Source organism: Streptomyces beijiangensis, from assembly GCF_017315755.1.
GTDB classification, from domain to species: Bacteria; Actinomycetota; Actinomycetes; order Streptomycetales; family Streptomycetaceae; genus Streptomyces; species Streptomyces beijiangensis.
In genome coordinates this window covers 1-23,765 of record NZ_JAFLRJ010000026.1, presented here as the reverse complement: position 1 = coordinate 23,765, position 23,765 = coordinate 1, and the positions used below count along the sequence as shown (strand labels likewise).

The window sequence follows — 23,765 nt, the reverse complement described above, 5'->3', positions numbered from 1 at the left end:
CCTCTTCCCGACTGATCGGGTCCCGATCACGGTTTCTCCTCCGTTCCGGCACGACAAAGGCGTACCCCATGACATCGTTCCGCCGCCGTGGCCCCATAGCGATACTGCTCGTCGCCATCGCTGCGGGAACCGCTGCGGTCGTCGGGACGGAGGCGGCCACCTCGTCGGCACCCACGGTGACCGTCAATGGGCCGATCGTGCAGCCGGTGCGCACCGTACGTCAGTCGGTCATGCAGATCCTCGCCCACGAGGACGACGACCTGTACTTCATGAACCCCGACGTCAGCCAGGCGATCGCCTCCCACTCCAGCGTGACCTCGGTGTACCTGACCGCGGGAGAGGCCGACGGCATCAACATGGCGGGCGGCAGGGGCGCCAGGAACCACCCCCCGGCCGACAAGGCGAAGTACGCGGAGGCCCGGCAGAACGGCATCCGCGCGGCGTACGCCGAGATGGCGACGGGGAACCGCAGCAGCCCCTGGCAGCGCACCACGATGCCCACCGCGGGCGGCGGCACCGCCGAACTCGACGTGCTCAAGGCGCGCCCCCAGCTGAGCCTGGTGTGGGTGCAGCTGCACGAGGCGGGCAGCGTCGCGGGCTACCGCCCGCACAGCCTGCACGGGCTGTGGGACGGCACGGTGCAGACGCTCGGCTCCCAGCTGTCGGCCGGGACCCCGGTCGAGCGCCGGTTCTCGTACACCAGGGCCGAGGTCGTCTCGACGATCGCCGGGCTGCTCGAACGCTTCCAGCCGACCAGCGTGCGCCTGCTCGACCCGACGCCGGGACGCAACGAGAAGACCGGCAATCTCCTGGACCACCAGGACCACATGTACGCCGCGAGGTTCGCCCAGGCCGCGCTCGCGCACTACGCGACGTCCAAGAACCACCCGCACTTCACCGTGCAGAACTATCTCGGCTACTTCACCGGCAGGCTGGGGCACTCCCTGGACCCGGCGAACGCCGCCGCCAAACTGCGCACCGTCGAGACGTACGCGTGGAAGGACCACGCCGACAACTACTGCAAGTCCGCGTCCGGCTGCGGGGACCGCAAGGTCGCGGCGCACCCCTCGGGCCACGACTGGACGCAGTCCATCCGCTACACCCGCGGCGAGTCCACCTCCTGGATGCAGCCCGGCGCCGACGGCAGCCTGTCCGCGTTCGGCGTGCTCGACCAGCGCCTGGCCGTCTGGCACCGCTCCCCCGGCGCCGCGGGCACCTGGTCGGAGCCCGAGCTGAAGCCCGGCGCCGGCATCGACCCCGGTGTCTCCACGGTGAAGCTCCCTGACGGGCGGATCGCGGTCTTCGGCACCCGTACGACCATCGGCTCGACGGCGGCGGACTACCGGCGCGATGTCGTCCTCACGGTGCAGAAGACCCCCGGCGGCCGGTTCGGCGACTGGCAGTCGCTGGGCAGCCCCGAGCTCGCCGACCACTTCGGCACCTCCGACATCAGCGCCCCCGCGGTCGCCGTGGGCCGGGACGGCCGTCTCACCGTCTATCTGCGCAACAGCGCCTTCGGGCTCAGCGCCCGCACCCAGCAGGCGGACGGCGACTGGGCCAAGTGGCACTCGATCGGCGGCAAGGGACTGCACGGCGACCCGGCCGTCGCCACCGACAAGTCGGGCCGCCGCTTCGTCTTCGCCGCCACCCCCCGCTCGGTGGCGGTCTGGACCCAGCAGGCGCCGGGCGCCGCGCTGAAGGGCCCGGTCCCCACCGGCCTGCCGACGACCACGCTCCCGCTGACGGCACGCGCCGACGACGAGGGGGTGCGGCTCTACTTCCGTAAGACGGATTCAGGGAACGTACGGACGGCCCTGGTCACCGCCGGCGCGACGCCCACCGTCTCCCCGGTCACGGAGGCGGGCGGCGCGGCGGGCTTCGGCCCGGTGAGCACCACGGGCAAGGCCCTGGCGGCCCGCACGGGCTCGGGCCACCTCGGCACCGCACCCTTCCCCAAGCTCTCGGCTTCTTCCCCAAGCTCTCAACTTCGTTCGAGCAGGGGAGACCCCATTGAGCAGGGGAAACCCCATTCGACAGACATCTGGACCCAGGACAGCTACCTGTTCGCGGGCGCCCCGGCGCTGGTGACGGACAGCGCGGGCACGGCGAGCGTGGCCGCGATCGGCCTGGACGGCAAGCTGCACTGGAACCGCGTCCACTGAACCAACCCGTCCCCACGCGAGAGCGGGCCACCGGCATCTGCCGGCGGCCCGCTCTCGTACGTGACAGGTCTTGATCCTCGCGGTAAGCCGGATGAACCTGTTCCGACTCTCCCGCGAAGGGGTGGCCGATGAGACTTCGTAACGTCAGGATCCTCAGCATCTGCTTATTGGTGGCGATAACCGCGGCGAGTGCGGTCGTTCTGCAGTGGGCCTGGTCCGGGAATCCCACCAGCAATACCCTGCATTACGAGGCAGCCAAAACAGCCATGCAGGTCCTGGCGGTTTCCGTCTTCGGGAGCATCGCGGCCATAGCGACTTTCGCCTTCAACGACAGCCGGACCCAAGCCGCCAAAGAGCGCGACAGAGAGCGCGACCTCAGGATGGAGAACTGGCGGCGCCAGGTCACCACCCTGTCCGACAAACGCGACCGCCTGGACGAGTCGTACCGTTCGGCACTGGACACCACACTCGCCCTCTACCACCAAGTGAAGGCAATACGCCGGATGTTGAGGGCCGAGACCGGCAACCAGCCCGGCGGACACATCACCCTCGACATCTACGAAAAACGCATCAGCGATCTCAATGTCCAGCAGCTCGAATTCGAGACCCTCAAACGACAGGCGGAGAATCACGCATTCGGCCAACAGGACATCGAAGAATCCCTGAGAAAGGGCTTTGTGGCGATCGAATCGCATCTCGGCCAGGTGATCACCGAATACGAGACAAAACGCAGCGCGGTCGCCGCACAGCCCGCCACGGGCCTTCCCGTGAGCGACCTCCCCGAACTGGCGAAACTCCTGACCAGGGAGGGCTTCAAAGCGGGCGTGTCCGCGCACATCGACGACATCGTCAAGGTCATCCGGGAAGCGCTCCTGAAGCCTCTCGAACTACCCGACCCAGGGGCCGATGGTCCGTGACCACCGACCCCTGACGCCTACAGAACCGGCAGGTTCTTGCGGAGCTCGAAGGCGGTGACCTCGCTCCGGTACTCCTCCCACTCCTGCTTCTTGTTGCGCAGGAAGAAGTCGAAGACGTGCTCGCCGAGCGTCTCGGCCACCAGTTCGCTGCGCTCCATCAGCGCAATCGCCTCACCGAGGTTCTGCGGCAGCGGCTCGATGCCCATCGCGCGGCGCTCGGCGTCCGAGAGCGCCCAGACGTCGTCGTCCGCGCCGGGCGGGAGCTCGTACCCCTCCTCGATGCCCTTGAGGCCCGCCGCGAGGAGCACGGCGTATGTCAGGTACGGGTTGGCGCCGGAGTCGATCGAGCGGACCTCGACGCGCGCCGATCCGGTCTTGCCCGGCTTGTACATCGGGACGCGGATCAGGGCCGAGCGGTTGTTGTGGCCCCAGCAGATGTACGAGGGGGCCTCGCCGCCCGCGCCGGCGGTGCGTCCACCGCCTCCCCAGATCCGCTTGTAGGAGTTGACCCACTGGTTGGTGACGGCGGAGATCTCGGCGGCGTGCTTGAGCAGACCGGCGATGAAGGACTTGCCGACCTTCGAGAGCTGGTACTCCGAGCCCGACTCGTAGAAGGCGTTGCGGTCGCCCTCGAAGAGCGAGAGGTGCGTGTGCATGCCCGAGCCGGGGAACTCCGAGAACGGCTTCGGCATGAAGGTGGCCTGCACGCCCTGCTCCAGCGCGACCTGCTTCATGACCAGCCGGAACGTCATGATGTTGTCGGCGGTCGACAGCGCGTCGGCGTAGCGGAGGTCGATCTCCTGCTGGCCGGGCGCGCCCTCGTGGTGGCTGAACTCGACCGAGATGCCCATCGACTCCAGCATGGTGATCGCCTGGCGGCGGAAGTCCATGCCGACGTTCTGCGGGGTGTGGTCGAAGTAGCCGGAGTTGTCGGCCGGGGTGGGGACGGTCCCGTCGAGCGGCTTGTTCTTCAGCAGGAAGAACTCGATCTCCGGGTGGGTGTAGAAGGTGAAGCCCAGGTCGGAGGTCTTGGCGAGGATCCGCTTCAGTACGTAGCGCGGGTCGGCGAAGGACGGCGAGCCGTCCGGCATCAGGATGTCGCAGAACATCCGGGCCGTGCCCGGGGCCTCGGCGCGCCAGGGGAGGATCTGGAAGGTGGACGGGTCCGGCTTGGCGATCATGTCGGACTCGTAGACGCGCGCGAAGCCCTCGATGGCGGAGCCGTCGAAGCCGATGCCCTCGTCGAAGGCCTGCTCCAGCTCGGCGGGCGCGACAGCGACGGACTTGAGGAAACCGAGGACATCGGTGAACCACAGCCGTACGAAGCGGATGTCGCGCTCCTCGAGCGTACGGAGCACGAATTCCTGCTGCTTGTCCATATCTGCTGTTCCTACCCATCCTCGCCGGTCAGGCCGCCTGCCGTCCTGAGCATCGCATGCCATGGTTTCGGGTGTGTTGCCCACCGCCCCTGCCCCATTGTGAGGTACGTCCTACGCGATGAAGGTGTCCGGGTCGCTGGTCTCCCAGGCGTGCTCCCACTCCGCGGGCAGTGGATCTCCGGTGAGGAGCTGTCCGGGCTCCAGCCAGGTGAGCAGCTGCGCGTACGACGCCACCTCGTGGTGGGAGATCCTCCGGTGCAGCATGTACGGCCGCAGGTCGGCCGGGTCGCTGACGCCCATCGACGCCATGATCTGCATCGCACTGTGGACAGTCGCCTGCTGGAAGCGCTGCACGCGCCGGTACTTGTCCGCCACGTCCAGCGCCTGCGCACGCCGCGGGTCCTGGGTGGCGACCCCGACGGGGCAGGTGTTGGTGTGGCAGCGCTGCGCCTGGATGCACCCGACGGCGAACATCATGGCGCGTGCCGCGTTGGTGTAGTCCGCGCCGTGGATGAGCCGCTTGACGATGTCGGATCCGGTGGCGACCTTGCCGCTCGCGCCGATCCGGACCCGGTCCCGCAGCCCGACCCCGACCAGCGCGTTGTGTACGATCCCGAGCCCTTCGGTGAGCGGCATCCCCACATGGTCGACGAACTCCATGGGGGCCGCCCCGGTGCCGCCCTCGGCGCCGTCGACGATGATGAAGTCCGGGGTGATGTCCTCCTCGGCCATCGCCCGGCAGATCGCCAGCACGTCGCGGCGGCTGCCCACGCAGAGCTTGAAGCCTGCCGGTTTGCCGCCCGCGAGCTCGCGCATCCGGCCGATGAAGCGGATCAGTTCACGCGGGGTCGAGAAGACCCGGTGGTAACTGGGCGAGATCACGGTCTTCCCCTCGGGGACCTCCCGCACCCGGGCGATCTCGGCGTTGACCTTGGCCCCCGGCAGCACCCCGCCCATGCCGGGCTTGGCGCCCTGGGAGAGCTTCAGCGACACACAGCGCACGCTCTCGCCCGCCGCCTTGCGCGCGAACTCCTTCTCGTCGAAGTCGCCGTCGTCGGTACGGCAGCCGAAGTAGCCGGTGCCGATCTCCCAGACCAGGTCCCCACCGTGCTTCAGGTGGTACTCGGAGATCCCGCCCTCCCCGGTGTCGTGCGCGAAGCCGCCCGCCGCCGCACCCCGGTTGAGCGCCAGGATCGCCTGGGCGGAGAGCGAGCCGAAGCTCATCGCGGAGACATTGAGCAGGGCCATGTCGTACGGGCGCGTACAGCCGGGGCCGCCGATCCGCACACGCGGCGCCTCGCCGGGCACCGGGCTCGGGGCGACGGAGTGGACGAAGAACTCGTAGCCCGGTGCGTAGACGTCCAGTTCGGTGCCGAAGGGGTCCTGGTCCGCGGTGCCCTTGGCGCGCTCGTAGACCGTGGAGCGGGTGTCGCGGTCGTAGGGCATCCCGTCGTAGTCCCGCTCGATGAAGTACTGCTGCATCTCCGGGCGGATCTTCTCCAGCAGATAGCGGAGATGTCCGACGACGGGGTAGTTGCGCAGCAGCGAGTGGCGGCGCTGCAGCACGTCGTACGTACCCACGGCGGCGGCCGCGAGCAGTGGGACGGCGCCGCACCACCACCAGGGGCCGGCGAAGACCGCCAGGACGGTCAGGGCCAGCGCGACGGCCACCAGCACGGCGACCACGACTTTTCGCACCACGGTTGCTCCTCGGCTCAGGGGTCCTTCGGGTCCCCCGTTCGCGTATGCCTATACCATCTCGGGCCATGGGGGGCCTGCGGCACAACCGGGGCCTCATATGCCTCGCCCGTTACCGCAGAAGGACGCAGATCATGGCCTCCGCCAAGACTTCGAAGAACGACCGCAAGGCTCGAATAGAGGAGATGCGCCGCGCCGAGCAGTCGCGCGAGCGGCGCAGTCGCATCATCGCGATCACCGTGAGCGCGGCCGTTGTCCTCGGCCTGGTGGGCTTCGGTGCGTACATGCTCAACAAGGAGTCGGACAAGAAGGACGCGAAGAGCGCGGCGGCCAAGGCCCCCATCAAGGGCGAGAAGGACTGGGACGCCAAGAAGCTGACCCGCAACCACGTCACCAAGCAGGTCACGTACCCGATGCACCCGCCGGTGGGCGGTGACCACAACCAGGTCTGGATGAACTGCAACGGGGACGTCTACACCAAGCCCCTCAACGACATGAACGCCGTGCACTCGCTGGAGCACGGCGCGGTCTGGGTGACGTACACGGACAAGGCCTCCGCGGCCGATGTGAAGAAGCTCGGCGACAAGGTGAAGACGACCCCTTACTCGCTGATGAGCCCGTACACGAACCAGACCGGCGCGATCATGCTGAGCGCGTGGGGCAAGCAGGTGACGGTGGACAGCGCGGCCGACCCGCGGGTCAACCAGTTCTTCACCAAGTACGTGCAGGGGGCGCAGACCCCTGAGCCGGGCGCCGCCTGCACCAGCGGACTGAGCCAGTGACGCTGACCCGGACCAGGATGGCGGCCGTCGCGGCCGTCGTCCTGGCGCTGCTCTTCGCCGCCGCCGCGACGGTGGCCTCGGCCCGGAGCGACGGCGGCGGCAGCGACGGGTCCTCGTCGTCCGCTGCGCGCACGCCGGCCACCGGCTCCGCGGACGCGGGCTTCGCGCGCGACATGTCGGTCCATCACCAGCAGGCGGTGGAGATGTCCTTCATCGTCCGTGATCGTACGGACAACGCCGATGTGCGGCGGCTCGCGTACGACATCGCCAACACCCAGGCCAACCAGCGCGGCATGATGCTGGGCTGGCTGAACCTCTGGGGTCTGCCGGTCACCGATGCCGGCGCGCTGCCGATGGCGTGGATGGGGATGGGCGAGGAGCCGCCCACCGACGGGGCGTTGATGCCGGGCATGGCCACCCGCGCGCAGCTGACGAAGCTGGGCGAGGTGAGCGGGAAGCAGGCGGAGATCCTCTACCTCCAGCTGATGACCGCGCACCACAAGGGCGGCATCCACATGGCCGAGGGCTGTGTGGAGCTGTGCAAGGTTCCCACGGAGAAGAAGCTGGCGCAGGGCATGGTCGACGGCCAGAAGTCCGAGATCCAGCTCATGGCCGATCTGCTCAAGGCGCGCGGGGCGACGGCAACTGCACCGCGCTGACCTTCACTTGATCGCTTCTTGACCAATGCATACCCCTGACGTGAACAGTTCATCGGCAAGGTGTCGTACGCACGCGTCTATGCGCGTCCACCCACGATGAACCGCACCACAGGGGGTTCCATGAGATCCAGCCGCACCATGATGCGCGCCGGTGTGAGCCTGGCAGCGACACTGCCACTGCTCGCCGGCGCGCTCGCGCTGTCCATACCCACGGCCAGCGCCGACACCGCACACGGCCGTCACGCCCTGCAGGGCACCAAGCCCACCTGGGCGACGACCTCCGCGGACCGCGGCGCCACGGCCGACTCCAGCAAGGTCAGCGCGCGTGTCTATCTGGCCGGGCGCGATGCGCAGGGTCTGACGGACTACGCACAGGCGGTGTCCGACCCGCAGTCCGCTTCGTACGGGAAGTACCTGAGCCCGAAGCAGGTCCAGGCCCGCTTCGGTTCGTCCCCGGAGCAGGTCAAGCAGGTCTCCGCCTGGCTGAAGTCCGCCGGCCTCACGGTCACGGGCACCAACCAGCACTACGTCTCGGTGACCGGCGATGTCGCCGCCGCCGAGAAGGCCTTCTCCACCCAGCTCCACAACTACCGCAAGGGCAGCCACACCTACCGCGCCCCCGCGGGCACGGCGTCGGCTCCCCAGGCGCTGCAGAACGCGGTGCTCACCGTCGTCGGTCTCGACAGCGCGCCGCACGTCGTCAAGCACGACGACACGCTGCCGCCGCCGGACGCGGTCTTCCGCAACGCGGGCCCGTTCTCGTCGTACTACGGCTCGAACACCGACAAGAAGCTGCCGAGCGCCTACGGGTCGAAGGCCCCGTACGCGATCAAGGGCTACACCGGCAAGCAGCTGCGTGCCGCCTACGGTGCGGGCGACAAGACCGGCAAGGGCGTCACGGTCGCGATCACGGACGCGTACGCCTCGCCGTACATCGCCCAGGACGCCGCCAAGTACGCGGGGCTCAACGGTGACAAGGGCTACAAGAAGGGCCAGCTCTCCCAGGTCCTTCCGGCCGACTACACCAAGATCGAGGAGTGCGGGGCAGCGGGCTGGTACGGCGAGGAGACCCTCGACGTCGAAGCCGTGCACGCGGTCGCGCCCGACTCGAACATCGTCTACGTCGGCGGGGCCTCCTGCTACGACGACGATCTGCTCGACTCCCTCTCCAAGGTCGTCGACAACCACCTGGCCGACATCGTCTCCAACTCGTGGGGCGACGTGGAGGCCAACCAGACCCCGGCGCTGGCCGCCGCCTACGACCAGGTCTTCCAGACCGGCGCGGTCGAGGGCATCGGCTTCTACTTCTCCTCCGGTGACGACGGCGACCAGGTCGCCAACACCGGTGTGAAGCAGGTCGACACCCCGGCCAACTCCGCCTGGGTGACGGCGGTCGGCGGCACCTCGCTGGCCGTGGGCAAGGGCGACAAGTACACGTTCGAGACCGGCTGGGGCACCGAGAAGGCCAACCTCTCGGACGACGGCAAGAGCTGGACGGGCTTCCCCGGGCCGTTCACCTCGGGTGCCGGCGGCGGCACCAGCGCCACGGTGGCGCAGCCGTTCTACCAGCGCGGTGTGGTCCCGAACTCGCTCGCCAAGGCGAACGGCTCCAAGGCCATGCGCACCGTCCCGGACATCGCGGCGGTCGCAGACCCCAACACCGGTTTCCTGGTGGGCCAGACCCAGACCCTGCCCGACGGCACCCTGGGCTACGACCAGTACCGCATCGGCGGCACCTCGCTGGCAGCCCCGGTCATCGCGGGCGTCCAGGCTCTGGCGCAGCAGGCACGGCACGGCATCCCGATCGGCTTCGCGAACCCGTCGATCTACAGCCGTTACGGCACCCCGCTGTACCACGACGTCACGGACCACCCGCTGGGCCAGGGACAGGGTCTCGCGGTCGTACGGAACGACTTCGCCAACGGCGTGGACGCCTCCGGCGGCCTGCTGACCTCGCTGCGTACGCTCGGCCAGGACAGCTCGCTCAAGGCGGTCGTGGGCTATGACGACGTCACCGGCGTCGGCTCCCCCGCGCGCGGCTACGTGAGTTCCTTCAGCAAGCGCTAGAGACAGCGCTGGAGACAGCGCTGGAGCTAGGCACCACCGCGGTGCTCGGGGTGCACCCAGGACGCCTTCCGGAACTTCAGGAAGGCGGCCGGGGCCAGCACCCCGAGCACCAGCAGTCCGCCGCCGACGACGAGCAGATAGCGCCAGAGCGGGTCGTCGCCGAACTGGTCCGGCGGTACGAAACCGATCACGAGCGCGGCGAGCGAGGCGACGAAGCCGATGCTCGCGACCCAGGTCACGGCCGGCACCCTGAAGCCGCGTTCGACCTCCGGCTGCTTCTTCCGCAGCACGACGATGGCGACGAACATCAGCAGATACGCGATGAGGTAGATCTGCACCGTGATCACCGAGAACATCCAGTACTGGCTGGAGACGTTCGAGCTGAACGCGTAGAGGATCCCGATCAGGGTGGTGAGCACGCCCTGCGCGACCATGATGTTCTGCGGCACCCCGAATTTGTTGAACTGCTGCAGCCAGGGCGGCAGATACCCCTCCTGGCGCGAGATCAGCAGCAGCCCCTTGGAGGGCCCGGACAGCCAGGTGAGCATCCCGCCGAGCGAGGCGGCGACCACCATCACGCCGACCACCTTGGTCATCCAGCCGACGTGGAAGTAGTCGAAGAACGCCTGGAAGGCCTGCATCAGGCCCGAGGTGAGGCTGAGCTCCTTGGCCGGCATGACCCAGCTGATGGCGAGGGCGGGCAGCACGAAGATCAGCAGGACGAGACCCGTCGCGAGGAAGATCGACTTCGGGTACTGGCTGCCGGGCTTGCGCAGCGAGGAGACATGGACGCCGTTCATCTCCATGCCCGCGTAGCTCAGGAAGTTGTTGACGATCAGCACCAGGCTCGCCAGACCGGTCCACGGCGGCAGCCAGTGGTCGGCGCTCATCGGGGCGGCGGAGGGGTTGCCCTGTCCGAGGAAGACGAAGCCGAGCACGACGAGCAGCACGCCGGGGATCAGGGTGCCGATGATCAGGCCCGCGCTGGAGAGGCCGGCGACGGTCCTGGTCCCGCGGGACGAGATCAGCACCCCGGTCCAGTAGACGACGATGATCACGATCGCGATATAGAGCCCGTTGTCGGCGAGGCTCGGATCGATGACGTACGCGAACGTCGAGGCGACGAACGCCAGCAGGCTCGGGTAGTAGGCGATGGTCATCGCGAACTGGCACCAGACGGCGACGAACCCCAGCGGCTTGCCGAGCCCCTCGCTGACCCACCGGTAGATCCCGCCTGACCAGCCTGAGGCGAGCTCGGCGGAGGCGAGGGCCGTGGGGACCAGGAAGACGACGGCGGGCAGCAGATAGAGGAAGACCGCCGCGAGTCCGTAGATGGCCATCGTGGGCGAGGGCCGCAGACTGGCGACGGACGCGGTGGTCATCAGCGCGAGCGTCACCCAGGAGATGAACTGCTGTTTCGTACCGTCGCCCGCGGGGATCTCGCCGTCGCGCACCGCTTCCGTGGTCGTCATGGGCCCATGATCGACTCGGTGGGGTGGGGTCGCATGTTGTCGGGGGCTGTACGGGGCTTCTACGCGCTGCGGGCTCCGAACCACGCGTCCAGGGCCTTCTCCAGGAGCGCGTGGTCCGGCTCGCTGCCCGTTCCCGCCGACCAGGCGACGATGCCGTCGGGGCGCACCAGCAGGGCGCCGATGCCGCGGTGCGCCTCCTCGGCCGAGAGGCCCGTGGCCACCACCGTGACCCGGCTGGTCCTTTTCGCTGCCAGGCCGGTCTCCGGTGCGACGAGCACCGCGCGGCCGGTCGCCGTATGGTCCGACAGGCGTGAGCCGTCGGCGAGGCGCAGGTCGGGGACCGGGCGTCCCAGCAGGGGCATCGCCTCGTCGGGTACTCCGTCCGCGTACGGCATCTCGTACCGGGTGTCGAGGCCGCCCAGCATGCGTCCGAAGTACGCGTTGGCCTCACCGACGTCGTCGAGGAGCTCGCCCATGAGGTCGCGCAGCGCGTCCACGTGCGGGCCCGGCCGCATCAGGGCGACCTGGGCGCGCGTGTTGGCGAGTACGCGGGCGCCGACCGGGTGGCGTTCGGCGGTGTACGTGTCCAGGAGGCCGTCCGGGGCGCGGCCGGCGACGACGGCGGCCAGCTTCCAGCCCAGGTTGACCGCGTCGAGGAGCCCGAGGTTGAGGCCCTGTCCGCCGAACGGTGAGTGCACGTGCGCGGCGTCGCCCGCCAGCAGGACGCGGCCGCTGCGGTAGTCGCTCGCCTGGCGGGCGTTGTCGGTGAAGCGCGTGGCCGACTTCACCGCGGTGACGACGACGTCCGTACCCGTGACATGGCGGGCCGCCGCCTGGACCTCTTCGAGGGTGACGGGTGCGTCGCGGTCGGCGGGCGGTCCGTCGAAGCGCGCGAGGAAGAGCCGGCCGGGCATCGGTCCGTACGCCAGCATGCCGGTCTCGGTACGCCGCCAGCCGAACGGCAGCAGCACATCGGGGTCGGCGTACTCGGCGATGAACTGATGCCCCGTCATGGTCGGTTCCGTACCCGGAAATGCGAAGTCACTGAGCTTGCGCACCAGGCTGCGCCCGCCGTCGCACCCCACCAGCCAGCGGCCGCGCAGGGTCCGCGCACCGCCTTCCCCCTCGGTGTCGACGGTGACACCGTCGGCATCCTGGGAGAGCCCGGTCACGGCACGGCCGCGCTCGATCCTCACCTCGGGCGCGCCGCCCACCGCCGCCGCGTCCACCGCCGCCGCGCTCACCGCCTCCTCCAGCACCGCCTCCAGCGCCTGCTGCCCCACGACCACCATGGCCCGTCCGCTCTCGCCGCGCTTGGCGGCGTCGATGCGCCACAGCCCTGCGAAATGCCCTTTGCTGCCGAAGGCCGCCTTCTTGTTCACCGCGGCGGCGACCTCGGCGGGCGAAGCGCCCGTCTCCTCCAAATCCCGCATCCTGTCGTCGAGTTCGGGGTTCTTGGTACGGAAGTTGCCGAGCACCTGCGACAGCGCCTGAAGCGAGGCGGCCTCCAGGGCAGGACCGAGCCCCCTGCGATGCAGGGCTTCCACGGCGAGGGGGCCGATCGCCCCCGCTTTGACCGTCGGGTCGATCTCCGTGTCGCGCTCCACGACAACGGAGGAGATCCCGGCGATGCGCAGTTCATTGGCGAGCATCAGACCGGTCGGTCCTGCCCCCGCGACCAGTACGTCGGCGTCAAAGCCCTTGGTTGTGCGGCGAGTTGTCATGCGACCGAGTATGCGTCAATTCGTTTAGTCACTACAACCTTTGAGTCGAGTCCAGTTTTATCGTAGGGTGGGCGCATGACAGACGGGCAGGCCGACGCACCCCCGCTGGGGCGGCGGGAGCGCAAGAAGCAGGAGATGCGGGCCCATATCTCGGGTGTCGCCACACTGATGTTCATGGCGCGCGGCTTCGATGCCGTCACGGTGGCCGAGATCGCCGAGGCCGCCGATGTGTCCGCGATGACGGTCTTCAACTACTTCCCGCGCAAGGAGAACCTCTATCTGGACCGCGGCCCCGAGATCGTCGCCGTGCTCACCGACGCGGTACGCGACCGCGCCGAGGACGAGCCTCCACTGGCGTCCCTTCGCCGCAGGACCCTGCAACTCATCGACGACCGGCACCCGTTGAGCGGCGTCGTCGACAGCATGGGCCTCTTCCTGCAGGTGGTCATCGACAGCCCGGCCCTGAGTGCACGGTGGCGCGAGATGAGCGAGGAGGCGATTGCCGCCCTCGCGGAGGTCCTGGCCGCGGCGGCCGGCCGTACCCCGTACGACCCCGAAGTGCGGTACGTGGCGGCCTCGGTGCAGACCATCCGCGACACCCTCACCCGCGAGGCGGCACGCCGTACGGCTTCCGGCGAAAGGGCGGACGCGATCCACCCCGGCATCCGCGCCCTGGCCGACCGCCTCTTCGACGTCCTGGAGCGCGGCACCGGCCCGGACTGGGGTACGGCAGTACGCCCTCACAAGGACATCGCGTCGCTCTGACGATTAGACTGGGGACCGTGCCTCAACTACGCCTCGCACTGAATCAGATCGACTCGACCGTCGGCGATCTCACCGGGAACGCCGAGGCGATCGTCCACTGGACCCGGCACTCGGCCGAGCAGGGCGCCCACCTCGTGGCGTTCCCCGAGATGGTGCTGACCGGGTACCCCGTCGAAGACCTCGCGCTGCGCTCCTCCTTCGTCGAAGCCTCGCGGGCCGCGCTCCACGCGCTCGCGCAGCGGCTCGCCGACGAGGGATTCGGGGAACTCCCCGTCATCGTCGGATATCTCGACAGGACCGAGCAGGCCCAGCCACGGTACGGGCAGCCCGCCGGCGCTCCGCGCAACGCGGGGGCCGTGCTGCACCGGGGGCAGGTCGCGCTGACCTACTCCAAGCACCATCTCCCCAACTACGGCGTGTTCGACGAGTTCCGGTACTTCGTGCCGGGCGTGACCCTTCCGGTCGTACGCGTCCACGGCATCGACATCGCGCTCGCCATCTGCGAGGACCTCTGGCAGGACGGCGGCCGGGTGCCTGCCACCCGCAGTGCCGGGGCCGGGCTGCTGATCTCCATCAACGCCTCCCCGTACGAGATGAACAAGGACGACCAGCGCCTGGAGCTGGTGCGCAAGCGCGCCCAGGAGGCCGGGTGCACCACCGCCTACCTCGCGACGACCGGCGGCCAGGACGAGCTGGTCTTCGACGGGGACTCGATCGTCGTCGACGCGGCCGGTGAAGTCATCGCGCGCGCCCCGCAGTTCAGCGAGGGATGTGTGGTCCTCGACCTGGAGCTGCCCGCCGCGGGCGCGGTGCCCGAGGGCATCGTGGACGACGGGCTGCGGATCGAGCACGTCACGATCAGCGAGGAGCCGCTGCCCGCGTACGAGACCGAGTACGGCGGCGGTTACGCGGACCGGCTCGACGACGACGAGGAGCTCTACACCGCGCTGGTCGTGGGGCTGCGTGCGTACGCCGCGAAGAACGGTTTCAGCTCCGTCCTCATCGGCCTCTCGGGCGGAATCGATTCGGCACTGGTCGCCGCCATCGCCTGCGATGCGCTGGGCGCGAAGAACGTCCACGGCGTCTCCATGCCGTCGAAGTACTCCTCGGACCACTCCCGAGGCGACGCCGCCGAGCTGGCCAGGCGCACCGGCCTCAACTACCGGACCGTGGCCATCGAGCCGATGTTCGACGCCTATATGGCCTCGCTCGGTCTCACCGGTCTCGCCGAGGAGAACCTGCAGTCCCGGATCCGCGGCACCACCCTGATGGCGATCTCCAACCAGGAGGGCCAGATCGTCCTGGCGCCGGGCAACAAGTCCGAGCTGGCGGTGGGCTATTCGACGCTCTACGGCGACTCGGTCGGCGCGTACGGACCGATCAAGGACGTCTACAAGACGGCGGTCTTCCGCCTCGCCGAGTGGCGCAACCGCGCCGCCGCCGAGCGCGGCCAGACCCCGCCGATCCCCGAGAACTCGATCTCCAAGCCGCCCAGCGCCGAACTGCGGCCCGGCCAGGTGGACTCCGACTCCCTGCCCGACTACCCCGTCCTGGACGCGATCCTGGAGATGTACGTCGACCGGGACCAGGGCCGCGAGGCGATCGTCGCCGCCGGCTTCGACCCGGAGCTGGTGGCGAAGACGCTGCGGATGGTGGACACGGCGGAGTACAAGCGGCGCCAGTACCCGCCGGGCACCAAGATCTCCCCCAAGGGCTTCGGCAAGGACCGCAGGCTGCCGATCACCAACCGCTGGCGCGAGGGCAGCTGACGGACGTCACGGGAGAGGGGCGGCCTGCAGTTCGTGCGCGGGCCGCGCTTCTTCGCGTACGGGAACGCCTCGCGCGTCCGCCCGCCGGTCGACCCGGGCCGCGCCGACCGCGAAGACCAGGCCGAGCACGGCGAGGCCCGCGCCCGCGACGGCGGGCGAGACATAGCCGAAGCCCGCGGCGATCGCGACGCCGCCGATCCAGGCTCCGCCCGCGTTGGCCAGGTTGAAGGCGGCCTGGTTGGCGGAGGAGGCCAGCGAGGGTGCGCCCTGGGCCTTCTCCATGACCATGAGCTGGAGCGGGGAGCCGGTGACGAAGGCGGCGCCGCCCAGCAGGATCACGGCGAGACCCGCGCTCCACTGCGCCTGCAGGAACAGCGGGAAGAGGGCGAGCACGGCGGTGAGCGCGGCCAGGCCGCCGTACAGCGTGCCCCGCAGCGAGCGGTCGGCGAAGCGCCCGCCGAGCAGATTGCCCGCGGTCGCGCCGACCCCGAAGAGGGCGAGCAGGATGGTCACGCTGCCCTGAGAGAAGCCCGCGACCTCGGTGAGCATCGGGGTGATGTAGCTGTACGCGGCGAAGAGCGCGCCGAAGCCGACGACCGTGGTGCCGAGCGCCAGCCAGAGCGGCAGCGTGCGGAAGGCGGCGAGTTCACGCCGTACGCCTGCCGCCTTCGGGTCGGCGGGCATCGCGGGGATCAGGGCCACGATCGCGGCGATGGCGACCAGGCCGATCGCGCTGACCGCGAGGAAGGTCGCGCGCCAGCCGAGGTGCTGGCCCATGAGCGTGGCGGCGGGGACGCCGATGATGTTGGCGATGGTCAGGCCGAGGAACATCATCGAGACCGAACGGGCCTTGCGCTCGGGGCCGACCAGACCGGTGGCGACCACCGCGCCGACGCCGAAGAAGGCGCCGTGCGGCAGCCCGCTGACTATCCGGGCCGCGAGCAGCCAGTCGTAGCTCGGCGCGAAGGCGGAGAGCGCGTTGCCGACGACGAAGAGCACCATCAGGGCGATGAGCACGGTGCGGCGCGGCAGCTTCGCGGTGAGCGCCGCGAGCAGCGGGGCGCCGATGACGACCCCGAGGGCGTACGCGGAGACGAGGTGTCCCGCGGCGGGGATGGTGGTGTGGAGATCGGACGCGACGTTGGGCAGCAGGCCCATCATCACGAACTCGGTGGTGCCGATACCGAAAGCTCCGATGGCGAGAGCCAGCAGGGCCAGGGGCATGAGTGACCTTTCAAAAAGAGGCAGGAGGTCCGCAGCGCTTTATGTACAGCTACGGAACAAAGTCTCTCAGAAGAAAAGTCCCACCAGGGCTGTGCATTCTGGGGGACACCCCCGGACCCCCGCGCAGCGTTGCGTCAGATCTGCACGCGGGCTGCGATCGGAAGGTGGTCGCTGTCGGTCTTGGGCAGCGTCCACGACGACATCGGCTTGACGCCCTTGACGAGGATCTGGTCGATCCGCGCCATCGGGAAGGAAGCGGGCCAGCTGAACCCGAAGCCGTTGCCCGCCGCGCCCTGCGTGGAGCGCATCTGGGAGGTGATGGCGTTCAGCGAGCGGTCGTTCATCGTGCCGTTGAGGTCACCGAGCAGAATCGTCTTGCCCGTGGTGTCGGCGGCGATCGCATGGCCGAGCGCGTCCGCGCTGGCGTCGCGCTGCGACGCGGTGAATCCGGCGTCGAGCTTCACGCGCACCGACGGCATGTGGGCGACGAAGACGGCGACCTTGCCGGCCGGGGTCGCCACCGTGGAGCGCATCGCACGGGTCCAGCCCATCTGGATGTCGACGGACCTGGTGTTCGTCATCGGGTACTTCGACCAGAGACCGACCGTGCCCTGCACCGAGTGGTACGGGTAGGTGGCCGCGAGGGCGTTCTCGTACGTCGAGACCTTGCCCGACGGGATCTCCTCCAGCGCCAGGACCTGCGCGCCCGAGGACGCGACATCCTTGGCCGTGCCCACCGGGTCGGGATTGTCGGCGTTCACGTTGTGCGTGGCGACGGTGAGATTGCCGCCCGAATTCGTCTTGTCGGTGAGCAGGCCGCCGAACAGGTTCAGCCAGACGATCAGCGGCAGCAGCAGGGCGATCAGCGCGGTCGCCGAGCGGCGCAGCAGCCCGAAGAGCAGGATCACCGGGATGCCGATCATGCCCAGCCAGGGCAGGAAGGTCTCGGTGAGGCTGCCGAGGTTGCCGATCCGGTTGGGGATCTGCGCGTGGAAGAGCATCAGCAGCGCGATGAGGACCGCGAAGCCGCCGAGGACGATGCCCCGCCGCCAGATGTCCCGATCGCCGCGCCAGCGTCCGCCGAACAGGCGCCGGGGTCCGGGTCCCGGCCGCTCGGCTTCCGAGGCGCCATCGTTGGGGTTTCCCGTTTCCTCCATGTACGCCTGCGCCATACCGCTGCCCTCACTGCCTTGCCGTGCACGCCGTCCCGCCTCAGACCCTAGGCGATATCAACGGCGTTTTTCCCCGCCGCCCATGGGCGGCCGTACAGACATCAGGACGGGGGGACAGCCACAGGAGGTTGCGGCTGTGACACAACGCGCACACTTCAGACCTGCGGCTTCAACCCTTCCAGAGCAAGATCCACGAGCTGCTCGGCGAGGTCCTCGGGCAGATCGGCGTCAGGCCGCAGGATCGTACGGAGCAGCATCGGGCCGACGAAGATGTCATTGATCAGGTCGAGGGGTACGTCGGCGCGGATGGCCCCCTCCGCGACTCCCCGGTTGATGATCTCCCTGCCCAGCCGCCGCCGGGCCTCGACCACCGTGTCGTGGTACGCGTCCCAGAGCTTGGGATAACTCTTCATCTGCGCGAAGACGTTGTGCAGCAGTACGGAGGAGCGCTGGGCGAGCCCCCGCCTGCGCAGCGATTCGAGCATGGCCACGAGATCGTCGCGTACCGAGGTGCCGGGCAGTGGCGGATCCACCGGCTCGATGTCCTTCAGCACATCGACGAGCAGCTCCTCCTTGCCCTTCCACCGTCGGTAGATGGTCGCCTTGCCCACGCCCGCCGTGCGGGCGATGCGCTCGATGGAGATCTCGGCGAGGGGCGCGCCCTCTTCGAGCAGTTTCACCACGGCTTCGACGATCGACCGCTCGACCGCCTCCGAACGCGGCCTTCCGCGCCGGTTCTCCTGCCGTACGTCATCCTGCCCGGTCGAGGACACGCCCGCTCCACCTCTCATCGCACTGCGCCTGTCAGTCCGTGCCGATTGTCGCCGACACGGGCTGCTCGTCCGTCTCAGCAGCACCGCTCACCTGGGCCGGAGGCTTCCCCGGAAGGAAGAGGGCAACCACGATCGCGCCGATCAGGGCGACGATCGCACCACAGAGCGCGGTGGTGTGCATGGCGTCCAGGAAGGAGTCGTTGGCCGCGCCGACGAGCACCTTGCCCTTGTCGCCGAGAGTGCCCGCGACGCCGAGGGTCGCCTCGATGGACTCCCCCGCCGTGTGCCGCAGGCCCGGCGGGAGCAGGGACAGCTTGTCCTCGATGCCGTTGCGGTACGCGGAGGACAGCACGGAGCCGAGCACCGCGATGCCCAGCGCGCCGCCGACCTGGCGGAAGGTGTTGGAGAGCGCGGAGGCGGAGCCGGCCTTCTCGCGCGGCAGCGCCTGCATGATCACGACGCTGGTGGGCGTCATGATGTGCGCCATTCCGGTGCCCATCAGGAAGAAGATGACTTCCAGGATCCAGATCGGCGTGTCCGCGTCCAGAATCATGAAGGCGGCGAGCATCGCGGCGATGAGCAGCATGCCGCCGGTGCAGGTGGCCTTCACACCGAAACGGTCGACGACCAGGCGGGCGCGCGGCGAGAAGATGATCTGGGCCGCGGCGAGGGGGAGCATCAGCAGACCGGTCTGCAGGGGCGAGTAGCCGCGTACGGACTGGGTGTAGAAGACCGAGAAGAACGTCACGCCCATCAGGGCGAAGAAGACCAGGGCGATGGCGGAGATGGCCGCCGAGAAGACCTTGTTCTTGAAGTAGGTGATGTCGACCGACGGGTGGTCGCTGCGCTTCTCGTACAGGACGAAGCCGATCAGCACGACGAGGCCCGCACCTGCGGTGGCCAGGACGGCAGGGTCGGTGAAGTCGGCGAGCTGGCCGCCCTTGATGATTCCGTACACGAGCAGGACGAGACCGACGACGGAGAGCAGGACGCCGACGAGGTCGATCCGGCCGGGCTTGGGGTCGCGGGAGTCCGGGACGATGAAGGTCATCAGGGCGATCGCGATGATCACGATCGGGACGTTGATGAGGAAGACCGAGCCCCACCAGAAGTGGTCGAGCAGGACGCCACCGGTGATCGGGCCGATCGCGATGGCAAGGCCGACGCCGCCGGCCCAGATGCCGATCGCCTTGGGCTGCTCGTCGCGCTCGAAGACGTTCATCAGGATGGCGAGCGTGGCCGGCATGACGAAGGCCGAGCCCAGGCCCATCAGGGCGCGGAAGATGATGAGCTCGACGGGTGATCCCGACTCGGCGGCGAGCGCCGAGCCGATGCCGAAGACGGCGAGGCCGAAGAGGAGCACCTTCTTGCGGCCGAGGCGGTCACCGAGCAGACCGGCGGTGAAGAGCAGCCCGGCGAAGACCAGGGTGTACGAGTTGATGGCCCACTCGAGCTCGCTCTGGGTGGCGCCGAGGCCGACGGGGTCCGGGGTCGAGATCGTCTTGATCGCGACGTTGAGGATCGAATTGTCCAGGACCACGATCAGCAGGCTGAGCATGAGTACGGCGAGGATGGCCCAGCGGCGCCGGTGGACGGCTTCGGGTATGCGGGGCGCGGCAGGGGCCCCCGTGGATGTAGTCATGGCGTAAAGACTAGATGCATTTCGATACGAGACCGTCTCGTATTGGAAGGTTTTTACCTTGAGCGCGTCCCAGCGGGCGCGCCCGCGCGCAAAGTGCCCACGTCAGGCACATCAAGCCCGTCGAGGGGGGACCTTGAGGACCGGGGTCCGGGGCGGAGCCGCAGGAGGAGGCAAGCCCCCGGCGCGGGCCCACTTCCCTCCGCCCCGGCAATGGTGTCACCATGGATGTGGTCCGGGGACGCCGTCAGGGCGCCTCGAGATGACGAAGAACAGGAGCCGTTGCGATGACGCAACCACTTCAGGCCGCCCCGAAGAACGCCCTCTACGGCGGCCAGGGCACCCGCCGCATCACCGTCCACGACATCACCGCAGCCAAAGAGCGCGGCGAGAAGTGGCCGATGCTCACCGCCTACGACGCGATGACCGCGTCCGTCTTCGACGAGGCCGGGATCCCGGTCATGCTCGTCGGGGACTCCATGGGCAACTGCCACCTCGGCTACGACACCACCGTCCCGGTCACCATGGACGAGATGACGATGCTGGCGGCCGCCGTCGTACGGGGCACCTCGCGCGCCCTGATCGTCGGGGACCTCACGTTCGGCTCGTACCAGGAAGGCCCCGTCCAGGCGCTGCGCAGCGCGACGCGGCTGGTCAAGGAGGCGGGCGTCGGCGCGGTCAAGCTGGAGGGCGGTGAGCGCTCGCACACCCAGATCGAGCTGCTCGTCCAGTCCGGCATCCCGGTCATGGGCCACATCGGCCTGACCCCGCAGTCGGTCAACTCCATGGGCTACCGGGTCCAGGGGCGGGGCGAGGAGGCCGCGCAGCAGCTGCTGCGCGACGCCAAGGCGGTCCAGGACGCGGGCGCCTTCGCCGTCGTCCTGGAACTGGTGCCCTCGGAGATCGCGGCCGAGGTCACCCGCATCCTGCACATCCCCACCGTCGGCATCGGGGCCGGCCCCGAGACGGACGCGCAGGTGCTCGTCTACACGGACATGGTCGGCCTCACCGGCGGCAAGGTCCCGCGCTTCACCAAGCAGTACGCGAACCTCCGCCAGACCCTCGGCGACGCGGCGAAGGCCTTCGCCGACGACGTCATGGGCGGATCGTTCCCGCAGGAGGAGCACACCTTCCACTGACCACTGCCGCACGCACCGACAGCCCGCCGACATCCCCCATCGGCGGGCTGTCGGCATCCTGTCGGTGGGTTGTCAGTGGGCACTGCTCCAATAGTGGACATGACGCGAATCGACAAGAACCCCAGCAACGGCGCCAACGCCGTCGAGGTACGGGGGATGGTCAAGCACTACGGCGAGACCAAGGCTCTGGACGGCGTGGACCTGGATGTCAGGGAAGGCACCGTCCACGGGGTCCTCGGCCCCAACGGCGCCGGCAAGACCACCCTGGTGCGAGTGCTCTCCACCCTCATCCAGCCGGACTCCGGAACCGCCATGGTCGCCGGGTACAACGTGCTGACCCAGCCCCGGCAGCTGCGCCGGGTGATCGGCCTGACCGGGCAGTACGCCTCGGTCGACGAGAAGCTCTCGGGCTGGGAGAACCTCTACATGATCGGGCGGCTGCTCGATCTCTCCCGCAAGGAGGCCCGCCGCCGCTCGGACGAGCTGCTGGAGCGGTTCTCCCTGACCGAGGCGGCCAAGAAGGCCGCCATGACCTACTCCGGCGGTATGCGGCGCAGGCTCGACCTGGCCGCCTCCATGATCGGACAGCCGTCCGTCCTGTACTTGGACGAGCCGACGACCGGACTCGACCCCCGCACCCGTAACGAGGTCTGGGACGAGGTGAAGAGGATGGTCGCGGAGGGGGCGACCGTGCTCCTCACCACCCAGTACATGGAGGAGGCCGAGCAGCTCGCAGGTGAGCTGACGGTCATCGACAAGGGCAAGGTCATCGCCAACGGCGGCGTCAACGCGCTGAAGGCGAAGGTCGGCGGCCGCACGCTGCAGATCCAGCCCTCCGACCCCTCGCAGCTGACCGCGATGGCCATCGCAATCAACGACGCGGGCCTCGACGGCCTCGCGGGCTCCCAGGCCGTCCCCGACGACGGTCTGCTCAATGTGCCGATCCTCAGCGACGAACAACTGACCGCAGTGGTCGGCCTGTTGGGCGCACGCGGCTTCGGCATCACCAACATCGGCACCCATCTGCCCAGTCTGGACGAGGTGTTCCTGGCCATCACCGGCGAGAAGCCGGCCGATGCAGCCGAGGACATCGTGTCCGACGCCATTCCCCAGGAGGTCTCGGTATGAGCACCGCAACGATCACGGCGCCGCCGAAGGCCCCCGCGCCACAGACCAAGCCGGTTTCCGAAGAAGGCCGCATCGGCCTGCGCGGCAACCTGCGCCACATCGGCGCCCTGGCGCGTCGCAACACCCTGCAGATCAAGGCAGACCCGGAGTCGATGTTCGACGTCCTGCTGATGCCGATCATCTTCATCCTGCTGTTCACGTACGTCTTCGGCGGCGCGATCGCAGGCAAGGGCAATCAGGGCGACTACGTCAACTACCTGGTGCCCGGCATGATGGCGATGATGGGGATGAACATCTCCATGGCCGTCGGGACCGGTGTCAACGACGACTTCAAGAAGGGGGTGATGGACCGGTTCCGCAGTATGCCGATCGCCCGGTCCTCCGTCCTCATCGCGAAGATCGTCGTCGAGATCGGCCGGATGATGGTCGCCACGTCCATCCTGCTGATCATGGGCTTCATCCTGGGCATGAGCATCCAGACCTCGGTGCTCGGGCTCCTCGCGGCGGTCGGTCTTTCCCTGGTCTTCGGCGCCTCACTGATGTGGATCTTCATTCTGCTCGGACTCACCATGAAGACGGCCCAGGCCGTCCAGGGGATGGCGATGCTCGTGATGATGCCGCTGCAGTTCGGCTCCTCCATCTTCGCCCCGCCGACGTCGATGCCGGGCTGGCTCCAGTCGTTCACCGACTACAACCCGCTCTCCAATCTCGCCGACGCGGCCCGCGGGCTGATGATGGGCGGCCCGGTCGCCCACTCCGTGTTCCTGACGCTCGGCTGGGCCGTGGCCATCACCGTGCTCACGGCACCGCTGGCCATCCGCAAGTTCCGCGACAAGACCTGATCGCCGGTCCGTTCGAAAGGTTCTCAGCGATCGCGTCGCACGAGGGCGGTGGCCTCCTCCTTGGAGAGGTTGCCGCCTTCGGCGTATCCGGCCTCGTACTCCGCATCCCCCAGCACCGTGCGGGCCGCCGACTCGGCAGTGGCGCGGGTCTCGCGTTCCAAGGCCGTCGCGACATGAGCCGGGGGCAGCATCCGGTCGGAGGCGCCCAGCAGTTGAGCCGCTTTCAGACCCAGCTCCCGGCCACCGAGCGAGGCCATGGCTTTCGCGATGAGCCGCAGGTACGTCGGCGGCATCTGGGGCGCGACCATCTCGGTCAGCGGATCGTCGGCCAGCTCCAGGGCCCTGACCGCCAGCTCCCAGGCGGCGTCGTACTGCTGGTCCACACTCTCCAGATAGGCGCGGATCCCCACCACGAAGCCGTCGAAGACGGAGAACGACCCCCTGACGAACTCAT

Annotated in this window: 18 protein-coding genes and 1 pseudogene; 10 read left to right on the top strand and 9 right to left on the bottom strand. The window is 68.8% G+C overall.

Annotated features, from left to right (window positions below; all coding sequences use genetic code 11):
• Positions 1 to 68 precede the first annotated feature (68 nt).
• Both J0695_RS03400 and J0695_RS03395 read left to right on the top strand, forming a co-directional pair.
• A complete protein-coding gene (locus J0695_RS03400; RefSeq protein WP_206960027.1) occupies positions 69 to 2,162 on the top strand; it encodes a DUF8189 domain-containing protein in 2,094 nt (697 codons plus the stop codon).
• 128 nt (positions 2,163 to 2,290) lie between these two features.
• Positions 2,291 to 3,079: a hypothetical protein gene (locus J0695_RS03395; RefSeq protein WP_206960026.1), complete on the top strand. Its 789-nt coding sequence runs from the start codon at positions 2,291 to 2,293 to the stop codon at positions 3,077 to 3,079.
• A gap of 17 nt (positions 3,080 to 3,096) precedes the next feature.
• On the opposite strand, the gene glnA2 is transcribed toward J0695_RS03395, so the two are convergent.
• Complete coding sequence (glnA2, locus tag J0695_RS03390) at positions 3,097 to 4,458, bottom strand: gamma-glutamylpolyamine synthetase GlnA2 (RefSeq protein WP_206960024.1); 1,362 nt, start codon at positions 4,456 to 4,458, stop codon at positions 3,097 to 3,099.
• A 111-nt stretch (positions 4,459 to 4,569) separates the two neighbouring features.
• Positions 4,570 to 6,156 (bottom strand): FMN-binding glutamate synthase family protein, encoded by a 1,587-nt coding sequence (locus J0695_RS03385; RefSeq protein ID WP_372445695.1) that lies wholly within the window; start codon positions 6,154 to 6,156, stop codon positions 4,570 to 4,572.
• 134 nt (positions 6,157 to 6,290) lie between these two features.
• Here J0695_RS03385 and J0695_RS03380 point away from each other — a divergent pair, with 134 nt between their 5' ends.
• From J0695_RS03380 to J0695_RS03370, 3 genes are all read left to right on the top strand, one after another.
• Positions 6,291 to 6,938 (top strand): thioredoxin-like domain-containing protein, encoded by a 648-nt coding sequence (locus J0695_RS03380; protein ID WP_206960020.1) that lies wholly within the window; start codon positions 6,291 to 6,293, stop codon positions 6,936 to 6,938.
• Between the two features lie 17 nt (positions 6,939 to 6,955).
• The gene (locus J0695_RS03375) at positions 6,956 to 7,597 is read left to right on the top strand and encodes a DUF305 domain-containing protein (protein ID WP_206960050.1); all 642 of its coding nucleotides are present in this window, start codon (positions 6,956 to 6,958) and stop codon (positions 7,595 to 7,597) included.
• A gap of 120 nt (positions 7,598 to 7,717) precedes the next feature.
• Positions 7,718 to 9,664, top strand: a complete 1,947-nt coding sequence (locus J0695_RS03370; protein WP_206960018.1) for a S53 family peptidase — start codon at positions 7,718 to 7,720, stop codon at positions 9,662 to 9,664.
• 26 nt (positions 9,665 to 9,690) lie between these two features.
• On the opposite strand, the gene gadC is transcribed toward J0695_RS03370, so the two are convergent.
• Positions 9,691 to 11,136, bottom strand: coding sequence for a glutamate/gamma-aminobutyrate antiporter GadC (gene gadC / locus J0695_RS03365; RefSeq protein WP_206960016.1), 1,446 nt, complete (start codon positions 11,134 to 11,136; stop codon positions 9,691 to 9,693).
• 59 nt (positions 11,137 to 11,195) lie between these two features.
• The gene (locus tag J0695_RS03360; protein WP_206960013.1) at positions 11,196 to 12,860 is read right to left on the bottom strand and encodes an FAD-dependent monooxygenase; all 1,665 of its coding nucleotides are present in this window, start codon (positions 12,858 to 12,860) and stop codon (positions 11,196 to 11,198) included.
• Between the two features lie 75 nt (positions 12,861 to 12,935).
• Here J0695_RS03360 and J0695_RS03355 point away from each other — a divergent pair, with 75 nt between their 5' ends.
• Together J0695_RS03355 and J0695_RS03350 are read left to right on the top strand one after the other, a co-directional pair.
• Entirely contained in the window at positions 12,936 to 13,625 is a 690-nt protein-coding gene (locus tag J0695_RS03355) for a TetR/AcrR family transcriptional regulator (protein ID WP_206960011.1), read from the top strand.
• Between the two features lie 17 nt (positions 13,626 to 13,642).
• Positions 13,643 to 15,394 (top strand): NAD+ synthase, encoded by a 1,752-nt coding sequence (locus tag J0695_RS03350; protein ID WP_206960009.1) that lies wholly within the window; start codon positions 13,643 to 13,645, stop codon positions 15,392 to 15,394.
• Between the two features lie 6 nt (positions 15,395 to 15,400).
• On the opposite strand, the gene J0695_RS03345 is transcribed toward J0695_RS03350, so the two are convergent.
• The 4 genes from J0695_RS03345 to J0695_RS03330 all read right to left on the bottom strand — a co-directional run bounded on the left by J0695_RS03345 (position 15,401) and on the right by J0695_RS03330 (position 20,205).
• Entirely contained in the window at positions 15,401 to 16,618 is a 1,218-nt protein-coding gene (locus J0695_RS03345; protein WP_206960007.1) for an MFS transporter, read from the bottom strand.
• Between the two features lie 134 nt (positions 16,619 to 16,752).
• Positions 16,753 to 17,790, bottom strand: coding sequence for an endonuclease/exonuclease/phosphatase family protein (locus J0695_RS03340; protein ID WP_206960005.1), 1,038 nt, complete (start codon positions 17,788 to 17,790; stop codon positions 16,753 to 16,755).
• A 155-nt stretch (positions 17,791 to 17,945) separates the two neighbouring features.
• Positions 17,946 to 18,581: a TetR/AcrR family transcriptional regulator gene (locus J0695_RS03335; protein ID WP_206959997.1), complete on the bottom strand. Its 636-nt coding sequence runs from the start codon at positions 18,579 to 18,581 to the stop codon at positions 17,946 to 17,948.
• A 13-nt stretch (positions 18,582 to 18,594) separates the two neighbouring features.
• A complete protein-coding gene (locus J0695_RS03330; RefSeq protein WP_206959995.1) occupies positions 18,595 to 20,205 on the bottom strand; it encodes an MFS transporter in 1,611 nt (536 codons plus the stop codon).
• Positions 20,206 to 20,489: 284 nt separating this feature from the next.
• Between J0695_RS03330 and panB the strand changes: the two genes are divergently transcribed.
• The 3 genes from panB to J0695_RS03315 all read left to right on the top strand — a co-directional run bounded on the left by panB (position 20,490) and on the right by J0695_RS03315 (position 23,311).
• Positions 20,490 to 21,341, top strand: coding sequence for a 3-methyl-2-oxobutanoate hydroxymethyltransferase (panB, locus tag J0695_RS03325; RefSeq protein WP_206959993.1), 852 nt, complete (start codon positions 20,490 to 20,492; stop codon positions 21,339 to 21,341).
• A gap of 99 nt (positions 21,342 to 21,440) precedes the next feature.
• The gene (locus tag J0695_RS03320; protein WP_206959991.1) at positions 21,441 to 22,469 is read left to right on the top strand and encodes an ATP-binding cassette domain-containing protein; all 1,029 of its coding nucleotides are present in this window, start codon (positions 21,441 to 21,443) and stop codon (positions 22,467 to 22,469) included.
• Complete coding sequence (locus tag J0695_RS03315; RefSeq protein ID WP_206959986.1) at positions 22,466 to 23,311, top strand: ABC transporter permease; 846 nt, start codon at positions 22,466 to 22,468, stop codon at positions 23,309 to 23,311. Before J0695_RS03320 ends, J0695_RS03315 begins: the two co-directional genes overlap by 4 nt.
• Before the next feature lie 23 nt (positions 23,312 to 23,334).
• Here the strand turns inward: J0695_RS03315 and J0695_RS03310 are convergent.
• A pseudogene (locus J0695_RS03310) lies at positions 23,335 to 23,765 on the bottom strand (AfsR family transcriptional regulator); the annotation flags it as partial.

What these genes read in the sequence shown, in the direction of transcription:
- J0695_RS03400 (WP_206960027.1), top strand. Translation starts at nt 69, where the DNA reads ATGACATCGTTCCGCCGCCGTGGCCCCATAGCGATACTGCTCGTCGCC.
- J0695_RS03395 (WP_206960026.1), top strand. Translation starts at nt 2,291, where the DNA reads ATGAGACTTCGTAACGTCAGGATCCTCAGCATCTGCTTATTGGTGGCG.
- glnA2 (WP_206960024.1), bottom strand. Translation starts at nt 4,458, where the DNA reads ATGGACAAGCAGCAGGAATTCGTGCTCCGTACGCTCGAGGAGCGCGAC.
- J0695_RS03380 (WP_206960020.1), top strand. Translation starts at nt 6,291, where the DNA reads ATGGCCTCCGCCAAGACTTCGAAGAACGACCGCAAGGCTCGAATAGAG.
- J0695_RS03375 (WP_206960050.1), top strand. Translation starts at nt 6,956, where the DNA reads ATGGCGGCCGTCGCGGCCGTCGTCCTGGCGCTGCTCTTCGCCGCCGCC.
- J0695_RS03370 (WP_206960018.1), top strand. Translation starts at nt 7,718, where the DNA reads ATGAGATCCAGCCGCACCATGATGCGCGCCGGTGTGAGCCTGGCAGCG.
- gadC (WP_206960016.1), bottom strand. Translation starts at nt 11,136, where the DNA reads ATGACGACCACGGAAGCGGTGCGCGACGGCGAGATCCCCGCGGGCGAC.
- J0695_RS03360 (WP_206960013.1), bottom strand. Translation starts at nt 12,860, where the DNA reads ATGACAACTCGCCGCACAACCAAGGGCTTTGACGCCGACGTACTGGTC.
- J0695_RS03355 (WP_206960011.1), top strand. Translation starts at nt 12,936, where the DNA reads ATGACAGACGGGCAGGCCGACGCACCCCCGCTGGGGCGGCGGGAGCGC.
- J0695_RS03345 (WP_206960007.1), bottom strand. Translation starts at nt 16,618, where the DNA reads ATGCCCCTGGCCCTGCTGGCTCTCGCCATCGGAGCTTTCGGTATCGGC.
- J0695_RS03340 (WP_206960005.1), bottom strand. Translation starts at nt 17,790, where the DNA reads ATGGCGCAGGCGTACATGGAGGAAACGGGAAACCCCAACGATGGCGCC.
- J0695_RS03335 (WP_206959997.1), bottom strand. Translation starts at nt 18,581, where the DNA reads ATGAGAGGTGGAGCGGGCGTGTCCTCGACCGGGCAGGATGACGTACGG.
- J0695_RS03330 (WP_206959995.1), bottom strand. Translation starts at nt 20,205, where the DNA reads ATGACTACATCCACGGGGGCCCCTGCCGCGCCCCGCATACCCGAAGCC.
- panB (WP_206959993.1), top strand. Translation starts at nt 20,490, where the DNA reads ATGACGCAACCACTTCAGGCCGCCCCGAAGAACGCCCTCTACGGCGGC.
- J0695_RS03320 (WP_206959991.1), top strand. Translation starts at nt 21,441, where the DNA reads ATGACGCGAATCGACAAGAACCCCAGCAACGGCGCCAACGCCGTCGAG.
- J0695_RS03315 (WP_206959986.1), top strand. Translation starts at nt 22,466, where the DNA reads ATGAGCACCGCAACGATCACGGCGCCGCCGAAGGCCCCCGCGCCACAG.